17 protein-coding genes and 1 tRNA gene (1 of these 18 only partly in view) are annotated in these 17,224 nt (G+C 71.9%); 9 read left to right on the top strand and 9 right to left on the bottom strand.

All coding sequences use genetic code 11. The features are described from left to right. Positions 1–60 precede the first annotated feature (60 nt). Positions 61–810 carry a cobalt-precorrin-6A reductase gene (locus ACZ5C2_RS21715; RefSeq protein ID WP_468793291.1) on the top strand — a complete coding sequence of 250 codons (750 nt, stop codon included), beginning with the start codon at positions 61–63 and terminating at the stop codon, positions 808–810. 121 nt (positions 811–931) lie between these two features. Here the strand turns inward: ACZ5C2_RS21715 and cobF are convergent, their stop codons facing one another. Both cobF and ACZ5C2_RS21705 read right to left on the bottom strand, forming a co-directional pair. Next, entirely contained in the window at positions 932–1,705 is a 774-nt protein-coding gene (cobF, locus tag ACZ5C2_RS21710) for a precorrin-6A synthase (deacetylating) (RefSeq protein ID WP_468793288.1), read from the bottom strand. Between the two features lie 56 nt (positions 1,706–1,761). Then, entirely contained in the window at positions 1,762–2,286 is a 525-nt protein-coding gene (locus tag ACZ5C2_RS21705; RefSeq protein WP_468793286.1) for a DUF309 domain-containing protein, read from the bottom strand. Positions 2,287–2,385: 99 nt separating this feature from the next. On the opposite strand from ACZ5C2_RS21705, the gene ACZ5C2_RS21700 reads away from it, so the two are divergent. Together ACZ5C2_RS21700 and ACZ5C2_RS21695 are read left to right on the top strand one after the other, a co-directional pair. Next, positions 2,386–2,459 (top strand) — tRNA-Pro (locus tag ACZ5C2_RS21700). A gap of 137 nt (positions 2,460–2,596) precedes the next feature. After that, positions 2,597–3,271 (top strand): NUDIX domain-containing protein, encoded by a 675-nt coding sequence (locus tag ACZ5C2_RS21695; RefSeq protein ID WP_468793284.1) that lies wholly within the window; start codon positions 2,597–2,599, stop codon positions 3,269–3,271. On the opposite strand, the gene ACZ5C2_RS21690 is transcribed toward ACZ5C2_RS21695, so the two are convergent. Next, on the bottom strand, positions 3,258–4,199 hold the full coding sequence (locus ACZ5C2_RS21690; protein WP_468793282.1) for an endonuclease/exonuclease/phosphatase family protein: 942 nt from the start codon (positions 4,197–4,199) through the stop codon (positions 3,258–3,260). The two genes, ACZ5C2_RS21695 and ACZ5C2_RS21690, sit on opposite strands and share 14 nt — an antisense overlap. 208 nt (positions 4,200–4,407) lie before the next feature. On the opposite strand from ACZ5C2_RS21690, the gene ACZ5C2_RS21685 reads away from it, so the two are divergent. Then, a complete protein-coding gene (locus ACZ5C2_RS21685) occupies positions 4,408–5,388 on the top strand; it encodes an aldo/keto reductase (RefSeq protein WP_468793280.1) in 981 nt (326 codons plus the stop codon). Positions 5,389–5,403: 15 nt separating this feature from the next. Here the strand turns inward: ACZ5C2_RS21685 and ACZ5C2_RS21680 are convergent, their stop codons facing one another. The 5 genes from ACZ5C2_RS21680 to iolC are packed head-to-tail and all read right to left on the bottom strand — an operon-like array spanning position 5,404 to position 10,913. Continuing rightward, complete coding sequence (locus tag ACZ5C2_RS21680) at positions 5,404–6,189, bottom strand: GntR family transcriptional regulator (RefSeq protein ID WP_468793278.1); 786 nt, start codon at positions 6,187–6,189, stop codon at positions 5,404–5,406. Positions 6,190–6,241: 52 nt separating this feature from the next. Further along, on the bottom strand, positions 6,242–8,113 hold the full coding sequence (gene iolD, locus ACZ5C2_RS21675; protein WP_468793276.1) for a 3D-(3,5/4)-trihydroxycyclohexane-1,2-dione acylhydrolase (decyclizing): 1,872 nt from the start codon (positions 8,111–8,113) through the stop codon (positions 6,242–6,244). Next, entirely contained in the window at positions 8,110–9,003 is an 894-nt protein-coding gene (iolB, locus tag ACZ5C2_RS21670) for a 5-deoxy-glucuronate isomerase (RefSeq protein WP_468793274.1), read from the bottom strand. Before iolB ends, iolD begins: the two co-directional genes overlap by 4 nt. A gap of 28 nt (positions 9,004–9,031) precedes the next feature. Further along, positions 9,032–9,907: a Cgl0159 family (beta/alpha)8-fold protein gene (locus ACZ5C2_RS21665; RefSeq protein WP_468793272.1), complete on the bottom strand. Its 876-nt coding sequence runs from the start codon at positions 9,905–9,907 to the stop codon at positions 9,032–9,034. 13 nt (positions 9,908–9,920) lie between these two features. Then, complete coding sequence (gene iolC, locus ACZ5C2_RS21660; RefSeq protein ID WP_468793270.1) at positions 9,921–10,913, bottom strand: 5-dehydro-2-deoxygluconokinase; 993 nt, start codon at positions 10,911–10,913, stop codon at positions 9,921–9,923. Positions 10,914–11,231: 318 nt separating this feature from the next. On the opposite strand from iolC, the gene ACZ5C2_RS21655 reads away from it, so the two are divergent. Genes ACZ5C2_RS21655 through ACZ5C2_RS21635 form a run of 5 tightly spaced genes read left to right on the top strand, consistent with a single transcriptional unit; the run spans position 11,232 to position 16,187 of the window. Then, entirely contained in the window at positions 11,232–12,251 is a 1,020-nt protein-coding gene (locus tag ACZ5C2_RS21655) for a sugar ABC transporter substrate-binding protein (protein ID WP_468793268.1), read from the top strand. Continuing rightward, positions 12,251–13,327 (top strand): ABC transporter permease, encoded by a 1,077-nt coding sequence (locus tag ACZ5C2_RS21650; protein ID WP_468793266.1) that lies wholly within the window; start codon positions 12,251–12,253, stop codon positions 13,325–13,327. The genes ACZ5C2_RS21655 and ACZ5C2_RS21650 overlap by 1 nt, the downstream gene beginning before the upstream one ends. A 5-nt stretch (positions 13,328–13,332) precedes the next feature. Further along, complete coding sequence (locus tag ACZ5C2_RS21645) at positions 13,333–14,238, top strand: ATP-binding cassette domain-containing protein (protein WP_468793264.1); 906 nt, start codon at positions 13,333–13,335, stop codon at positions 14,236–14,238. A 1-nt stretch (position 14,239) separates the two neighbouring features. Continuing rightward, positions 14,240–15,142, top strand: a complete 903-nt coding sequence (locus ACZ5C2_RS21640; protein ID WP_468793261.1) for a sugar phosphate isomerase/epimerase family protein — start codon at positions 14,240–14,242, stop codon at positions 15,140–15,142. 25 nt (positions 15,143–15,167) lie between these two features. Next, a complete protein-coding gene (locus ACZ5C2_RS21635; protein ID WP_468793259.1) occupies positions 15,168–16,187 on the top strand; it encodes a Gfo/Idh/MocA family protein in 1,020 nt (339 codons plus the stop codon). 47 nt (positions 16,188–16,234) lie between these two features. Here ACZ5C2_RS21635 and ACZ5C2_RS21630 read toward each other — a convergent pair whose 3' ends face one another. Further along, positions 16,235–17,224: the 3' portion of a Gfo/Idh/MocA family protein gene (locus ACZ5C2_RS21630; RefSeq protein ID WP_468793256.1), read on the bottom strand. It continues 183 nt past the right edge of the window; the window shows 990 of its 1,173 coding nt (coding positions 184–1,173); its start codon lies beyond the right edge, outside the window; its stop codon occupies positions 16,235–16,237.

The following is a 17,224-nucleotide window of genomic DNA, read 5'->3' as shown; positions in this document are numbered from 1 at the left end:
TGATCACCGGCGGGCGGACCGGTGCCGTCCGCGCGGTCCGTTCCTCGTACCCTCGCTTCCATGTCCTCGCACGTCCTCGTCCTCGGCGGCACCACCGAGGCCCGCGAACTGGCCACCGCCCTGACCGGCCGCCCCGGAACCAGGGTGACCACGTCGCTCGCCGGACGGGTCAGCCGGCCGGGCGCGGTCGCCGGCGAGGTACGCGTGGGCGGATTCGGCGGAGCGGAGGGACTGACGGCCTGGCTGCGCGAGCGGCACGTGGACGCCGTGGTCGACGCGACGCACCCGTTCGCCGGGACCATCACGGCGCACGCCGCACGGGCCGCGGCCGTCACCGGCGTGCCCCTGGTGGTGGTGCGCCGCCCCGGCTGGCGACCGGTCCCCGGGGACCGCTGGCACCCGGTCCCCTCACTGGCGGCGGCGGCCGGGCTGCTGCCCGGGCTCGGGCAGCGGGTGTTCCTCACGACCGGACGGCTGGGCCTCGCGGCCTTCGCCCATCTGACGGAACCCCACTTCCTCGTGCGGTCGGTGGACCCCCCCGAGCCGCCCCTGCCGGCGGACACGCGTGTCCTGCTGGCCCGCGGCCCCTTCACGGTGGCCGACGAGACGGCCCTGCTGCGCGACCACCGCGTCGACGTGCTCGTGACGAAGGACAGCGGCGGAGCGGCGACCTCCGCCAAACTCACCGCGGCCCGCGACCTCGGCCTCCCGGTCGTCGTCGTACGACGCCCACCCCTGCCGGAGGGAGTCACCGCGGTCGACGACGTGCCGGCGGCCCTGCGCAGGCTGGGCGTTCTCGACCGTTCGTGAGGCGCAGGGCAGCTCAGCCCGTGTCCGAGGCCCGTGCCGGCACGCGCCCGACCGCGCTCCGGCACAGGCCTCGGACACGGCGCTCCGGCCGCCCGGTGGGCTTCCGGCCGCGGGCGGGTGCTCAGTCCCCGGAACGTCTGCGGCGCAGCAGGTACGTGTCCATGATCCACCCCTTGCGCTCACGGGCCTGCGCCCGCAGCGACTCGATGCGGGGAGCGGCCTCGGCGAGCGGACCGGAGACGAGGATCTCGTCCGGGGTTCCGATGTAGGCACCCCAGTAGATGTCGATGTCCTGGTCGGCGTACGCGCGGAAGCTCTGGTGGGCGTCCAGCATCACCACCACGTCGTCCACACCCTCCGGGAACCCCTCGGCGAGTCGCCGCCCCGTGGTGATCTGGACCGGGCGGGAGACGCGGTTGAGCCCCGTGCGGTGCCGGGCGGCAAGTGCCGAGACACTGCTGATACCCGGTACGACGTCGTAGTCGAAGGCGACACGACCGCGCCCCAGGACCTCCTCCAGCACGCCGATCGTACTGTCGTACAGCGCCGGGTCCCCCCAGACCAGGAACGCCCCCGTCTGGCCCTCCCCCAGTTCCCCGGAGATCATCCGCTCGTAGAGGTCCGCGCGGGCGCTGCGCCAGTCCCCGACGGCGGGGGAGTAGGCCGGTCCGCCGGCCGCCCGGTCCCGCTCCGGGTCACGTGCCTCGACGACGCGGTAGGCACCCCCCGGTATGTGCGCCTCGAGCATGTCCCGGCGCACCCGGGTCAGGTCGGCCTTCGCCTCGCCCTTGTCCAGGATGAAGAACACGTCCGTGCTCCGCAGTGCCCTGACCGCCTGCAGGGTCAGCTGGTCGGGGTCGCCCGCGCCGATACCGATGACATGAATCTCTCGCACGCCCCCGAGTCTGCCGCACGGCACTGACAGCGCGTGCACCGCACCCGATCCCTCCGTCAGGAGGCCCCCCGCAGCCGGGGCGCCCGCGCCCCCGCGTCCACCGCGGCGCCCGCCTCCACCTCGGCCGCCAGTTCCCGGGCCCAGACGATCACAGCGGGAAGATCGATCCCGTGCGGCCGGTGACCGGCTCCCGCGGCCCACGCCTCCGCCGCGCCGGCACCGCGCCGCAGCAACCGTGCCCCGCCGGTCACGTTCCCGCGCGCGGCATGGGTGAGGCCCACGGCGAGCTGGGCCAGTCCCCGCCACAGCTCGCGCTCCTCCTCCGGCCCCGACTTCCAGGCGTCCTCGAAGACCTCGTGCGCGTGGAAAGGCTTGCCCTCGTCCAGCAGCCGCTGCGCCTCCGTCACGCTCTCCTCCGGCCGCCGCACCACCCCCTCGGGCTGCCGGGGCACGCCCCGCGTGCCGTACGGCAGGGGCCGCCCGAGCCCGTCCCGGGGCCGCGCGTTGCGCGCCCGCCCGTCGCTGTCCCGGTCCCGTGCGGCGGCCGTCCTGCCCGGCGAAGTGCTGTCCATGCTGCCCATACGCCGATTGTCCCAAGTCCCGGCCCGCTTCGGGCAGGCCCGGGGTGTGAGGTAAAGTGCTGTTCGCGCGATCACGCGGTTCACCGCACGTGAGCGCACCGGGACGTGGCGCAGCTTGGTAGCGCACTTGACTGGGGGTCAAGGGGTCGCAGGTTCAAATCCTGTCGTCCCGACTTGCGACACAGCAGGTCGTCGGGCCGTATCGGATGCTCCGGTACGGCCTTTCGTCTGTCCCCCGGCCCGTCAGCCGCGCCGTGATAGAAGCGGGCATGACCACTGTGCACCCGCCCTCCCAGCCGTCGGACCGCCGATGACGGCCGGTATCGACACCCCGGACCGCCGGGGCCGCACCGGACTCGACCGGACCGGCCGTGACCTCACCGGCAACCCGCGCGTGCGGGTCCGGGACGTGAAACTGCTGTCCAGCCACTGGTACATCGAGCGCAGCACGACCTTCGACCTCCAGCGCGCCGACGGGTCCTGGAGCACCCAGGAACGCGAGACGCACGACCGCGGCAACGGCGCCACCGTGCTCCTCTACGACACCGAACGCGACACCGTGCTGCTCACCCGCCAGTACCGCTTCCCCGTCCACGTCAACGGCCACCCCGACGGCCTGCTGATCGAGACACCGGGAGGCCTGCTCGACGACGAGGACGAGCACCCGGAGGGCGCCGTACGCCGCGAAGTGGTGGAGGAGACCGGCCACACCATCGGCCCGGTCCAGCATGTCTTCGACGTCTACATGAGCCCCGGCTCGGTCACCGAACGCGTCAGCTTCTACGCCGCCGCCTACGGTCCCTCGACCCGCACCCACGAGGGCGGCGGCCTCGACGAGGAGGGCGAGGACATCGAGATCCTCGAACTGCCCTTCCGCCAGGCCCTGCGGATGATCCGCACCGGCGGGATCAACGACGCGAAGACCATCATGCTCCTCCAGTGGGCCGCCCTGGAGGGCCCCTTCGCCCGCGTCAGCGCAGGGTGATCCCGGCCGCCACCGGCAGATGGTCGCTGCCGGTGGCGGGCAGGACACGGATGTGGTCGACGGTGGCCGAACGGGCCATGACCTGGTCGATCCGGGCCAGTGGCAGCGCGGCGGGGAAACTGAAGGCGAATCCCTGCCGCGGCACGTTCATGCGTGAGGTCAGCGGGGCCAGTCCGCGGTCGTCGACCGTGCCGTTGAGGTCGCCCAGCAGCACCACCGTGTCCAGCCGCTCGGCGGCCAGCTCCCTGCCCAGCAGGCCGGCACTCTCGTCACGCCGCGAGGACGCCAGGCCGCCCGCCCCGATACGGACCGAGGGCAGGTGCGCGACGTACGCCGCCATCTCGCCGTACGGCGTCCGGACCACGGTCCGCAGGCCACGGCTCCAGGGCTCCGCGATGTCCCGGGGCCTGATGTCCAGCGTCCGGGCATCGCCGAGCGGATGCTTCGACCACAGCCCGACGGTGCCCCGGACCACGTGGTACGGATAGTCCGCGGCAAGCGTCTCCTCGTAGACCGACAGCGCCGGGGGCACCAGCTCCTGCAGGGCGATGAGATCGGGCCCCGCCCCGGCCAGGGCACGGGCGGTGCCCGCCGGGTCGGTGTTCCCGTCACCGACGTTGTGCTGCACCACGGCCAGGTCACGCGGTCCCGGCGTCGCCCCCGGCAGCAGCAGCCCTCCGAAGAGACACGTCCACGCCGCCGTGGGCAGGAGCAGTGCCAGCAACGCGACGGCCGAACGGCGCAGCAGGGCCAGACCGCACAGCAGGACGATCACCAGGCCGAGCCACGGCAGGAACACCTCCAGCAGACTGCCCAGACGGCCCGGCGCGTTGGGCACCACCCCGTGGAACACCAGCAGCCCGGCCGTCACCACCGCGAACCCGGCGAGCACCAGCCCCCGCGTCCACACCCGTCGGTCCCGCCCCACCGCTGTCCTCCCCGTCGGTGTCGCACCGCTCTCCCGCTCCACGCCTGCCCCCGTCCGCTCCGCTCGTCGTTCAGGACGAACCACCGGGCGAACCGGTTTCCGCCGGGACACGGAGGACGATGCGGCACGCTTGACCTGGAGCGCACTTCAAGAGGAAGACTCCCGTTCCGTGCCCCGCCAACGGGGTACGAACCGGAAGGAATCCGTCATGAAGTACCGCACCATGGGCACCGGTCCGCACAGCCGCCGAGTGAGCGTGCTCGCGCTGGGCGCGATGCTGTTCGGTTCGGTGACCGACGAGAAGACCGCCTTCACCCTGCTCGACCGCTATGCCGAAGCCGGCGGCAACTTCATCGACACGTCCGACAACTACGCCTTCTGGACCGACGGGGGCCAGGGCGGACAGAGCGAGGAACTGCTCGGCCGCTGGCGGCGCAGCCGCGGCGTCGGTGACGAGATGGTCTTCGCCACCAAGCTCGGTGCCCGCCCCCTCGCCCCCGGCACGAGCTACACCGACAACCCCGAGGGCCTGTCCGCGAAGGTGATCCGGGAGTCGTCGGAACGCAGCCGCGAACGGCTCGGACTGGAGCGGCTGGACCTGCTGTACGCGCACATCGACGACCACACCGTCCCGCAGCGCGAGACGGTCGAGGGCTTCGCGGCCCTCGTCGCCGACGGCACCGTGGGGCTGCTCGGCGTGAGCAACCAGGCGGTGTGGCGGGTGGAGCGGGCCCGCGCGCTGGCGGCGGCGGCCGGACTGCCCGGCTACGAGGTCGTGCAGTACCAGCACAGCTATCTGCGTCCCCGCTTCGACGTCCCCGAGGACCTCTTCCCCGACGGAAGCCTCGGCCACGTCGGCGCGGAACTGGCCACCTATCTCCGGGCGGAGCCCGACCTCACCCTGGTCGCCTACTCGCCGCTGCTCAAGGGCGCCTACGCCCACCCCGGACGGCTGCCCCACGACTACGACCACCCGGGCACCCCCGCCCGCCTCGCGGTGCTCCACGAGGTCGCCCGGGAGGCCGGGGCGACGCCCGGCCAGGTGGTGCTGGCCTGGCAGCTCGGCCACGACCTGCCGATCGTTCCGCTGGCGGGAGTGTCGTCCCTGGCCCAGCTGGAGGAGAACCTGGCGGCGGTGGACCTGGAACTGACGGCGGAGCAGCGGGCCCGGCTCGACGCGGCGCACTGACCCGCCGCGCCGGCCTCAGGACCTGACCAGCAGCTGGAAGTCGAACGAGTAGCGGGACGCCCGGTAGATGTGGGTGCCGTACTCCACCGGCCGGCCCGTGTCGTCGTACGCCGTGCGCTGCATGGTGAGCAGGGCGGCGCCCTCCTTCTCGTCCAGACGGGCGGCCTCCCGCGCGGTGGCCGAGCGGGCGCCGACGGTCTGGCGGGCGCTGTGCAGGGTGATGCCGGCCGAGCGCAGCATCCGGTACAGACCGGTCGCCTCCAGGCGGGCGCTGTCCAGGTCCAGGAGGCCCGACGGCAGGTGGTTGCGGAGCAGGGCGACCGGCTGCCCGTGGGTGGAGCGCAACCGCTCCAGAAGGACGACCTCGGCGCCCTCCGCGAGGCCCAGTGCCGCGGCCACGTCGGGGGAGGCCGGGACCGTCTCGTTGCGGACCACCTGGGTGGCCGGGCCCTGACCGGCGGCTTCCAGGTCGTCGTAGAGGCTGCTCAGCTCCAGGGGACGCCGGACCTTGGTGTGCACCACCTGCGTCCCCACCCCGCGCCGCCGGACGAGCAGTCCCTTGTCGACGAGGGACTGGATGGCCTGACGGACGGTGGGGCGGGACAGGCCGAGGCGGACCGAGAGGTCGACCTCGTTGCCCAGGAGGTTGCCCGGTGCGAGGACCCCGTGCTCGATCGCGGCCTCCAGCTGCTGCGCGAGCTGGTGGTACAGCGGCACCGGACTGCCCCGGTCCAGGGTGAAGTCCAGGGTGCTCAGCGCGGGTTCGGTCGCGGTACGTGCGCGGTCACCGGTCTTCGCCATGGAACGTATCTCCCTCATGGGACTCGTAGGAGCGCGGACGGTGCGGGCGGGTTCACAGGTGGCGGCGGCGTGCGGCGACCTGTGAGTCGTACCGTTCGCGGGCCCGGGCGGCGGCCTCGCGGGACGCCACCTCGGCCACCGGCACGTCCCACCACGCCTCGGCCGGGGGAGCGGTCGGCGTCGGGTCGGTCTCGACGTACACACAGGTCGGACGGTCACAGGCGCGGGCCTCGGCCAGCGCGTTCCGCAGTTCGCCCACCGTTTTGGCCCGCAGAACGCGCATGCCGAGGCTGGCCGCGTTCGCGGCGAGGTCGACGGGCAGCGGCGCGCCGGTGAAGGTCCCGTCGGCGGCCCGGTGACGGTAGGCGGTGCCGAAGCGTTCGGCGCCCACCGACTCCGACAGACCGCCGATGGAGGCGTACCCGTGGTTCTGAATCAGGACCAGCTTGACCGGGAGGTTCTCCTGGACGGCCGTGACGATCTCCGTCGGCCCCATCAGATAGGTGCCGTCGCCGACCAGCGCCCAGACGGGGGTGCCGGGAGCGGCCTGCTGGACGCCCAGCGAGGCCGGGATCTCGTAGCCCATGCAGGAGTAGCCGTACTCCAGGTGGTACTGGCGGGGACTGCGCGCGCGCCACAGCTTGTGCAGGTCGCCGGGGAGCGAACCGGCCGCATTGATCACCACGTCCTCGTCGCCGACGACCGCGTCCAGCGCGCCGAGCACCTGTGTCTGAGTCGGTACGGCGCTGTCGTCGCCGGCCCGGTAGGCGGTCTCGACGACCCGCTCCCAGCGCTCCTTGCCGGCCCGGTACTCCGCCTCGTACGCCTCCTCCACGCGGTGTCCGGCCAGCGCCTCGGTGAGCCGCTCGAGACCGGTCCGCGCGTCGCAGACCAGCGTGCGCGCCGCCAGCTTGTGGGCGTCGAAGCCGGTGATGTTGAGATTGACGAAGCGCACGTCCGGGTGCTGGAAGAGGGTGCCGGAGGCGGTGGTGAAGTCGGTGTAGCGGGTGCCGATGCCGATCACCAGGTCGGCGTCGCGGGCGAGTTCGTCGCTCACCGCCGTGCCGGTGTGGCCGATGCCGCCGAGATCGGCGGGGTGGTCGTGGCGCAGGGAGCCCTTGCCGGCCTGGGTGGAGGCGACCGGGATGCCGGTGGCGTCCACCAGCGTCCGCAGCGCCTCCTCGGCCTCGCTGTGGTGGACCCCGCCGCCCGCGACGACCAGCGGCCTCCGTGCCGCCCGTACGGCCTCCACGGCTGCCGCCAGCTCCACCGGGTCCGGAGCGGGACGCCGTACGGACCAGACGCGCTCGGCGAAGAACTCCTCCGGCCAGTCGTACGCCTCGGCCTGCACGTCCTGCGGGAGCGCCAGCGTCACCGCGCCGGTCTCGGCCGGATCGGCGAGCACCCGCATCGCGTTCAGCGCGGAGGGGATCAGTGCCCCGGGGCGGGTGACGCGGTCGAAGTACCGTGACACCGGCCGGAGTGTGTCGTTGACCGATACATCCGCCTCCACGGGGTGTTCCAGCTGCTGGAGCAGCGGGTCGGCGGCGCGCGAGGCGAAGTAGTCGCCGGGGAGCAGGAGCACCGGCAGCCGGTTGACGGTGGCGAGGGCGGCACCGGTGACCAGGTTGGTCGCGCCGGGGCCGATGGAGGTCGTCACCGCCTGCGCGGACAGCCGGTTCAGCTGACGGGCGTACCCGACCGCCGCGTGCACCATCGCCTGCTCGTTGCGGCCCTGGTGGTACGGCATCACGTCCGCGTGCTCGACGAGTGCCTGGCCGATCCCGGCCACGTTGCCGTGGCCGAAGATGCCCCACGTGCCCGCGATCAGCCGACGGCGCACGCCGTCCCGCTCGGTGTACTGGGCGGACAGGAACCGCACCAGTGCCTGGGCGGTCGTCAGTCGGCGGGTGGTGGCGCTCATGCGGACCTCTCCGGTGCGGTGTAGAGGGGGAGTCGGGGGTCGACGCCCTGGTCCTGCCAGGTGTCGCGGATCCAGGCGTGGTCGGGGTGGTCGCAGATCAGCCAGGCGCGTTCGTCCTCGGGCCCCGCCATGACGTTGAGGTAGTACATGTGGTGGCCGGGCACGGCCATGGACGGGCCGTGCCAGCCGTCCGGGATGAGGACCACGTCGCCGTCCCGCACTTCCGCCAGCACGTCCGTGTCACGGCCCGGGCCGGAGGGGGAGACGCGCTGGTAGCCGAGGCCGGGGGTGCCGTCGTGGGCGGCGAACTCGAAGTAGTAGATCTCCTCGAGCACGGACTCCTCGCCCGGCCGGTGCTCGTCGTGCTTGTGCGGCGGGAAGGACGACCAGTTGCCGCCCGGGGTGAGCACTTCGACGGCGATGAGCCGGTCGCACTCGAAGGTGCCCGCCGCGCCGAAGTTGTTGACCTGCCGTGAACAGTTCCCGGTCCCGCGCAGCTCGACGGGCACGTCGGAGGACGGCCCGTACCGGGCGGGCAGCCGGCGGGTGCACCGGGCGCCGGTGAGCGCGAACCGGCCACCGCCGGCCGAGGACACGCTCGCCCGGGCGCCGCGCGGGACGTAGACGAAGTCGGTCACGCCGTCGAACACACTGGTGCGGCCGGTGAGTGCGAAGGTGTCGTGGCCGAAGTCGTCGGCCACGGCGACCGTGCATCCGCCGCTCAGCGGCAGCACGATCCACTCGCTCCCGCCGGCGTCGAAGGTGTGCGCGCCGCCCGGCGGCAGCTCCAGGACCCGCAGACTCGAGTAACCCCAGCCGGCGGACTCGGGGGTCACGTCGACGACGTAGGGGCCGGCGGAAGCCTTGCCCGCGGGAAGGTGATACGTCATGCGGTGCCTCCGTGTTCGTACGGGCTTGTCACAGCAGGCCGACGGCCGTGTCGACCGCCTTCTCCACACTGCCGTCGGCCGGATAGAGCAGCGAGCGGCCGACGACCATCCCCTGCACGGTGGGCAGCCGCAGCGCCTTGCCCCACCGCTCGTACGCCGCCTCCTGGTCGCCGACCTCGCCGCCGAGCAGCACCACGGGCAGTGTCGAGGTCCGCAGCACCTCCGCCATGTCGTCGACGTCATCGGTGACGGGGAGTTTCAGCCAGGTGTAGGCGGAGGTGCCGCCCAGTCCGGAGGCGATGGCGATGGAGCGCGTGACGGCCTCGGCGGACAGGTCGTTGTGCACCCGGCCGTCGACCCGGCGGGAGAGGAACGGCTCCACGAACACCGGCAGCCGGTGTTCGGCCATCGCGTCGACGGCGCGGGCGGCGGACTCCAGGGTGGTCAGTGAGCCTGGGTCGTCGTAGTCGATCCGGACCAGCAGCTTGCCGGCGTCGAAGCCCAGCCGGGCGATGTCCTCGGCACGGTGGCCGGTGAAGCGGTCGTCCATCTCGAAGGACGCGCCGGCCAGGCCGCCGCGGTTCATCGAACCCATGACGACCTTGTTCTCCAGCGCCCCGAGCAGCAGCAGGTCCTCCAGGATGTCGGCGGTGGCCAGCACCCCGTCCACGCCCGGCCGGGACAGCGCGGTGCAGAGACGTTCCAGCAGACCGGCGCGGTCCGCCATGGCCAGGCGCCGGCCGCCGATGCCGAGTGCGCCCCGGGCGGGGTGGTCGGCGGCCACGATCATCAGCCGGCCGCTGTCGCCGATCAGCGGGCGGCGGGCCCGGCGGGCGGCCGCCTCGGCGACGGCCTCCGGGTTGCGGGCCCGGACCGTGGTGAGGTCGGGGATGCTGAGGTTCAAGGCAGGGCTCCGTTCAGGACTGGCTCGGCAGGCCCGCCGCGTCCGGCGACGCGGCCCGCGCGAGGAGGTCCGCCACCTCCGGCCCGGTCGGCATGGCGGACGAACAGGCGAGGCGCGAGGCGACGAGGGCGCCGGCGGCGTTGGCGTGGCGCATGGTCCGTTCCAGGGTCCAGCCGGAAAGCAGACCGTGGCAGAGCGATCCGCCGAAGGCGTCGCCGGCGCCGAGGCCGTTGACCACCTCGACCGGCACCGGCGGCACCTCGGCCCGGGTGCCGTCGCGGTGCACGGCGAGCACGCCCTTGGGCCCCTGCTTGACCACGGCCAGTTCCACTCCGGCCGCCAGCAGCGCCTCGGCGCAGACTTCCGGCTCGCGCGCGCCGGTGGCGACCTCGCACTCGTCGAGGTTGCCGACCGCGACCGTGGCGTGGCGCAGCGCCTCGCGGTAATACGGGCGGGCCTGGTCGGGATCGCGCCAGAACATGGGCCGCCAGTCCAGGTCGAAGACGGTGGTGCCGGCCTTGTCCCGGGCCGCGAGGGCGTCGAGGGTGGCCGAGCGGCTCGGCTCCTCGCTCAGGCCCGTGCCGGTGATCCAGAAGATCCCCGCCGCGCGTACGGCGGCCAGGTCCAGCTCGTGGGTGTGGATCTCCAGGTCCGGGGCCTTGGGGCGGCGGTAGAAGTAGAGGGGGAAGTCGTCCGGCGGGAAGATCTCGCAGAATGTGACGGGGGTGGGGTGGGCGGCGACCGGGGTGACCCAGCGGTCGTCCACACCGAAGTCGTTCAGCGCTTCGTGCAGATAGGTACCGAAGGGGTCCGCGCCCGTACGGGTGATCACGGCTGCGGAGCGGCCCAGCCGGGCGGCCGCGACCGCCACGTTCGCGGCCGAACCGCCCAGGAACTTCCCGAATGTCTCCACCCGCGACAGCGGCACACCGGTCTGCAGGGGGTATAGATCGACCCCGATGCGACCCATGGTGATCAGGTCGAAATACTGTGGTGAGTCGGCCATGAAGCGATGCTCCTGAAACGCTTGGGGATGCGGGCCCCAGGACGCCCTGCCACGGTGGGGACGTGGATTCCTGGGACCTTGCCGCCTCTCAGGTGTAGGTCTCCGAGGGCGGCGATGTCAATAGTTTGTACTTACATTCGGACGAGCGCGTGAAATGATGTCTTAACAAAGTATTGACAGCAGCCGCATCTGGGGATTGGATCGCGTCCCAGCACGACAGTGTGTGCCACGGCACACACCCGGACTCCGGGGGTTCTGGGCCACCGAACCCCCGGGCTCCCGCCCTTTCCCCGCGTAGCACAGTGAGGTGCAGTACAGATGGACCGCTCTTCTCTCGTCCGCTCCCGTAGAATCGCGCCGTTCGTCGCGGCCGCGGCGGCAGCCGCCCTGACCCTGGCCGGCTGCTCCAGCGATTCCGGCGGCAAGAAGTCCGAGGAAGGCGGAGCCGACGCCTCGGCGGGCAAGGCCTCGACGCCCCGTATGACGGTCGCCCTCGTCACCCACCAGTCCCCGGGTGACACCTTCTGGGACATCGTCCGCAAGGGCGCCCAGGTCGCCGCGGACAAGGACAACGTCAAGCTCGTCTACTCCGCCGACCCCAACGCGGGCAACCAGGCCAACCTGGTGCAGAACGCGATCGACCAGAAAGTCGACGGCATAGCCGTCACCCTCGCCAAGCCGGACGCGCTCAAGGGCGTCATAGCCAAGGCCGAGGCGGCCGGCATCCCGGTCGTCGGCCTCAACTCCGGCGTGAGCGACTGGAAGGACCTCGGCCTGCTGGAGTTCTTCGGCCAGGACGAGTCCGTCGCGGGCGAGGCCTTCGGCAAGAAGCTCAACGAGGTCGGCGCCAAGAACACCGTCTGCGTCGTCCAGGAACAGGGCAACGTCGGCCTCACCCAGCGCTGCGACGGCCTCAAGAAGACCTTCAAGGGCAAGACCCAGGTCCTCAACGTCAACGGCACCGACATGCCCTCGGTGAAGTCGACCATCACGGCCAAACTCAAGCAGGACTCCTCCATCGACTACGTCGCCACCCTCGGCGCCCCGTTCGCGCTGACCGCGGTGCAGGCCGTGGACGAGTCCGGCAGCAAGGCGAAGATCGCCACCTTCGACCTCAACAAGGAACTGACCAAGGCCATCCAGGACGGCTCCATCGAATTCGCCGTGGACCAGCAGCCGTACCTCCAGGGCTACCTCGCCGTCGACGGTCTGTGGCTCCACAAGAACAACGGCAACTACAGCGGCGGCGGTGAGCAGCCGGTCCTGACCGGCCCGGCGTTCGTCGACAAGTCCAACGTCGACGCGGTCTCCGAGTTTGCCGCGAAGGGCACTCGGTGATGAGTGTGGCTCAACAGGCTGAGCCGGCGGTGACCCCACCGCCGGCTCCCGGCCCCCGGGAGAGCGACGGCCGCACGCGGCGGCGCCCGCTGGCGCTGCGGCTGCTCGCCCGGCCCGAGGTCGGGGTGTTCCTCGGCGCCGTGGCCGTGCTGGTGTTCTTCCTGTTCGCCGCCCCGCCGGTGCGCGACGGCAGCTCGATGGCGAACATCCTGTACCAGTCGTCGACCATCGGGATCATGGCGCTGCCCGTGGCCCTGCTGATGATCGGCGGCGAGTTCGACCTCTCGGCCGGTGTTGCCGTCGTGACCTCGGCGCTGACCGCGAGCATGCTCAGCTACCAGCTCACCATGAACGTCTGGGTGGGCGTGGTCGTCGCCCTGGTGGTGTCCCTCGCCGTCGGCATGTTCAACGGCTGGATGCTGGTCAAGACCGGGCTGCCCAGCTTCCTGGTCACCCTCGGGACCTTCCTGATCCTGCAGGGCGTCAACCTCGCGGTGACCAAACTCGTCACCGGCAACGTCGCCACCGACAACATCAGCGACATGGACGGCTTCGACCAGGCCAAGGCCGTCTTCGCCTCCAGCTTCGACGTCGGCGGCGTCCAGGTGAAGATCACCGTCGTGTGGTGGCTCGTCTTCGCCGCCCTGGCCACCTGGGTCCTGCTGCGCACCAAGTACGGCAACTGGATCTTCGCGGTCGGAGGCAACAAGGACAGCGCCCGCGCGGTCGGTGTCCCCGTCACCTTCACCAAGATCTCGCTGTTCATGCTGGTCGGCTTCGGTGCCTGGTTCGTCGGCATGCACAACCTTTTCTCCTTCAACACCGTGCAGTCCGGCGAGGGTGTGGGCCAGGAGCTCATCTACATCGCCGCGGCGGTCATCGGCGGCTGTCTGCTGACCGGCGGCTACGGCTCCGCGATCGGCCCGGTCTTCGGCGCCTTCATGTTCGGCATGGTGCAGCAGGGCATCGTCTACGCCGGCTGGAACCCCGACTGGTTCAAGGCATTCCTCGGCGTGATGCTGCTCGGTGCCGTCCTCATCAATCTGTGGGTCCAGCGCACGGCGACCCGGAGGTGACCGCAATGACCGACAAGACCTCCGCCCACGGTGCCGTCCTCAAGGACACCCCGCCGGACGGCGACCGCCCCCTGGTGGAACTGCGCGGTGCCGGCAAGGCCTACGGCAACATCCGCGCCCTGCACGGCGTCGACCTCACCGTCCACCCCGGCGAGGTGACCTGCGTCCTCGGCGACAACGGCGCCGGCAAGTCCACCCTCATCAAGATCATCTCCGGGCTGCACCAGCACACCGAGGGCGAGTTCCTCGTCGACGGCGCCCCGGTACGCTTCTCCACCCCGCGCGACGCCCTCGCCAGGGGCATCGCCACCGTCTACCAGGACCTCGCGGTCGTCCCGCTGATGCCGGTGTGGCGGAACTTCTTCCTCGGCTCCGAGATGACCAAGGGCCCCTGGCCGGTCCGCCGTCTCGACATCGACCGGATGAAGAAGACGGCCGACGAGGAACTGCGCAACATGGGCATCGTCCTGGACGACCTGGAGCAGCCCATCGGCACCCTCTCCGGCGGCCAGCGCCAGTGCGTCGCCATCGCCCGCGCCGTCTACTTCGGCGCCCGCGTCCTCATCCTCGACGAGCCGACCGCCGCCCTCGGCGTCAAGCAGTCCGGCGTGGTGCTGAAGTACATCGCGATGGCCCGCGACCGCGGCCTCGGCGTCATCTTCATCACCCACAACCCGCACCACGCCTACATGGTCGGCGACCACTTCAGCGTGCTGCGCCTGGGCACCATGGAACTCAGCGCCGACCGCAGCGAGGTCAGCCTCGAGGAGCTGACCAACCACATGGCCGGCGGCGCCGAACTGGCCGCCCTCAAGCACGAGCTGTCGCAGGTCCGCGGCGTCGACACCGAGGAGCTCCCCGAGGAGGACGCCCTCCAGGCCCCCGCAGCAACTCCGGAAGGAAAGTCCTGACATGGCAGTCGCGCTCGACCGCATCCGGGTCGGCTCCGCCCCCGACTCCTGGGGCGTCTGGTTCCCCGACGACCCCCAGCAGGTGCCCTGGCAGCGCTTCCTCGACGAGGTCGCCGAGGCCGGCTACTCCTGGATCGAACTCGGCCCCTACGGCTACCTCCCGACCGACCCGGCCCGCCTCACCGACGAGGTGAGCCGGCGGGGTCTCAGGGTCTCCGCCGGCACCATCTTCTGCGGACTGCACCGCGGCCCCTCCGAGTGGGACGCCACCTGGGAACAGGTCAGCCGGGTCGCCGCGCTCACCCGGGACATGGACGCGAAGCACCTCGTCGTCATCCCGTCCTTCTGGCGCGACGACAAGACCGCCGAGATCCTGGAACCCCCGGAGCTCACCACCGAGCAGTGGGGCCACCTCAGCACGGGCATGGAACGTCTCGGCCGCGAGGTGAAGGAGACGTACGGGCTCGACATCGTCGTCCACCCGCACGCCGACACCCACATCGACACCGAGGAGCACGTCGAGCGCTTTCTCGACTCGACAGACTCCTCCCTGGTCAACCTCTGCCTGGACACCGGCCACTACGCCTACTGCGGCGGCGACAGCGTCAAACTCATCGAGACCTACGGCGAACGCATCGGCTACCTGCACCTCAAGCAGGTCGACCCGGAGATCCTCGCCGACGTCGTGAAGAACCAGATTCCGTTCGGTCCCGCCGTCCAGCGCGGAGTGATGTGCGAACCGCCCGCCGGCGTCCCCGAACTGGGCCCGGTCCTGACCGCCGCCCAGAAGCTGGACGTGGACCTGTTCGCCATCGTGGAGCAGGACATGTACCCGTGCGAGCCGGACAAGCCGCTGCCGATCGCCGTACGCACCCGCACGTTCCTCCGCTCCTGCGGCGCCTGACGACCCGGAAGGGGAGGCGAGAGACATGAACCGGCGCGAGCCACTGCGCATCGCCGTCGTCGGCACCGGCCGTATGGGCGCCGACCATGTACGCCGGATCGACCGGGTCATCAATGGCGCGCGGGTCACCGCCGTCGTGGACATCGACGCCGAACGGGCCAAGGCCGTCGCCGCAGGCATCGACGGCTGCACCGCCCACACCGACCCGGCCGCCGCGATCGCGGCGGCCGATGTCGACGCCGTGGTCATCGCTTCCCCGGGGCCGGCCCACGAGGCCGCGCTGCTCGCCACGTTCGAGCGGGATCTGCCCGTCCTGTGCGAAAAGCCGCTCACCCCCGACGCGGCCTCCGCCCTGCGCGTCATGGAAGCCGAACAGGCCCTCGGCCACCGCAGGGTGCAGGTCGGCTTCATGCGCCGCTACGACACCGAGTACGTCCGTCTGAAGGCGCTGCTGGAGACCGGACAGCTGGGTCGCCCCCTGATGCTGCACAACCGGCACCGCAACGTGGCCAGTCCGCCCTTCTTCACCAGCTCCATGCTGATCAGCGACTCCGTGGCCCACGAGGTGGACGCCACCCGCTGGCTGCTCGGCCAGGAGATCAGTGCCGTGACGGTCCTGCGCCCCACTCCGTCCGCCGGTGCCCCCGAGGGACTGCGCGACCCGCAGTTCGTCGTCCTGGAGACCGCCGGCGGTGCGATCTCCGACGTGGAGATCTTCGTCAACTGCGGCTTCGGCTACCAGGTGCAGGCCGAGGTGGTCTGCGAACGCGGCACCGCCCGCATCGGCGACGGCCATGCCCTGGTCACCAGCATGGCCGGCCGCTGGGGCGGCACCATCACCCAGGACTGGACCGACCGCTTCGCCCAGGCCTACGACGACGAGCTCCAGACCTGGGTCGACACCACCCGCCGCGGCGAGATCACCGGACCCAGCACCTGGGACGGCTACGCGGCGGCGGCGGTCTGCGAGGCGGGGGTGCGGGCGCTGGAGGAGGGCGGCCGGGTGGAGGTCGACATGGTGGAGAAGCCGGCACTGTACCGGTGACATCACGAGTACGGCCGCCCCCTCGAAGGGCGGCCGTACTCGTGATGTCAGCCGAGCGTGGTCCGCGGGCGCGGGCCGAGCCCGGCCGCCTCGTAGCACGCGTCGATCAGCCGCATCGTCGTCACCGCGTCGTCCGGGTCCAGCGGCAGCGGAGCGCCCTCGCGCACGCGGGCGGCGAACGCCTCCAGCTGGTACGTGTACGACGAGCGGGTGCCGAGGTGTTCCGTGCGTTCGCCGCCCCCGGTGCGGATCACGACGCGGTCGTCCTGCTGCGGAAGCACGAAGTTCGGGGCCGTCACCTCTCCCCGGCTGCCGGTCAGCCGGATGCTCATCTCCAGCCGGTCGTACGCCATGTGGCAGCGGGCCGCGCCCGTCGCACCGCCCGGGTACTCCAGCTCGGCGTCCAGCCACTCGTCGACGCCCGGCGCGCCCGCCCGCTCACCGGCCCGTGCGGAGCGCAGCCACGGGGCGCCGCCGGCCCAGGGGGCCAGCATGCGCAGCGCGTGCAGGCCGTAGCAGCCGAGGTCCATCAGGGCGCCGCCGGCCAGCGGCAGCGACCAGCGGGGGTCGGTGGCCTGCGGGGCCGGGATCGCCACCATGGCCTCCACATGGCGGAGTTCGCCGAGCTCACCGGAGGCCAGCAGTTCGTGCAGCCGCCGGGTGACCGGGTGGAAGAGGTAGTGGAAGGCCTCCATGAAGACGGCGCCGGACGTCGACGCCGCCTCCCGCACCTCCTCCGCCTCCGCCGCGTTGCTCGCCGACGGCTTCTCCGACAGGACGTGCTTGCCGGCCGCCAGCGCCGCCAGGTTCCACGGCCCGTGCAGACCGTTGGCGAGCGGGTTGTAGACGACGTCGACCTCGGGGTCGGCCAGCAGCTCGGCGTACGAACCGAGAGTCCGCTCCACGCCGTGCGCCTCGGCGAAGGCCTCCGCGCGGGAGCGGTCGCGGGGGGGGGGGGGGGGGGGGGGGGGGGGGGGGGGGGGGGGGGGGGGGGGGGGGGGGGGGGGAGGGGGGGGGGGGGGGGGGGAGGGGGGGGG

Source organism: Streptomyces sp. NPDC031365 (assembly GCF_055569765.1).
This window is presented reverse-complemented; position numbering and strand designations above follow the sequence as displayed.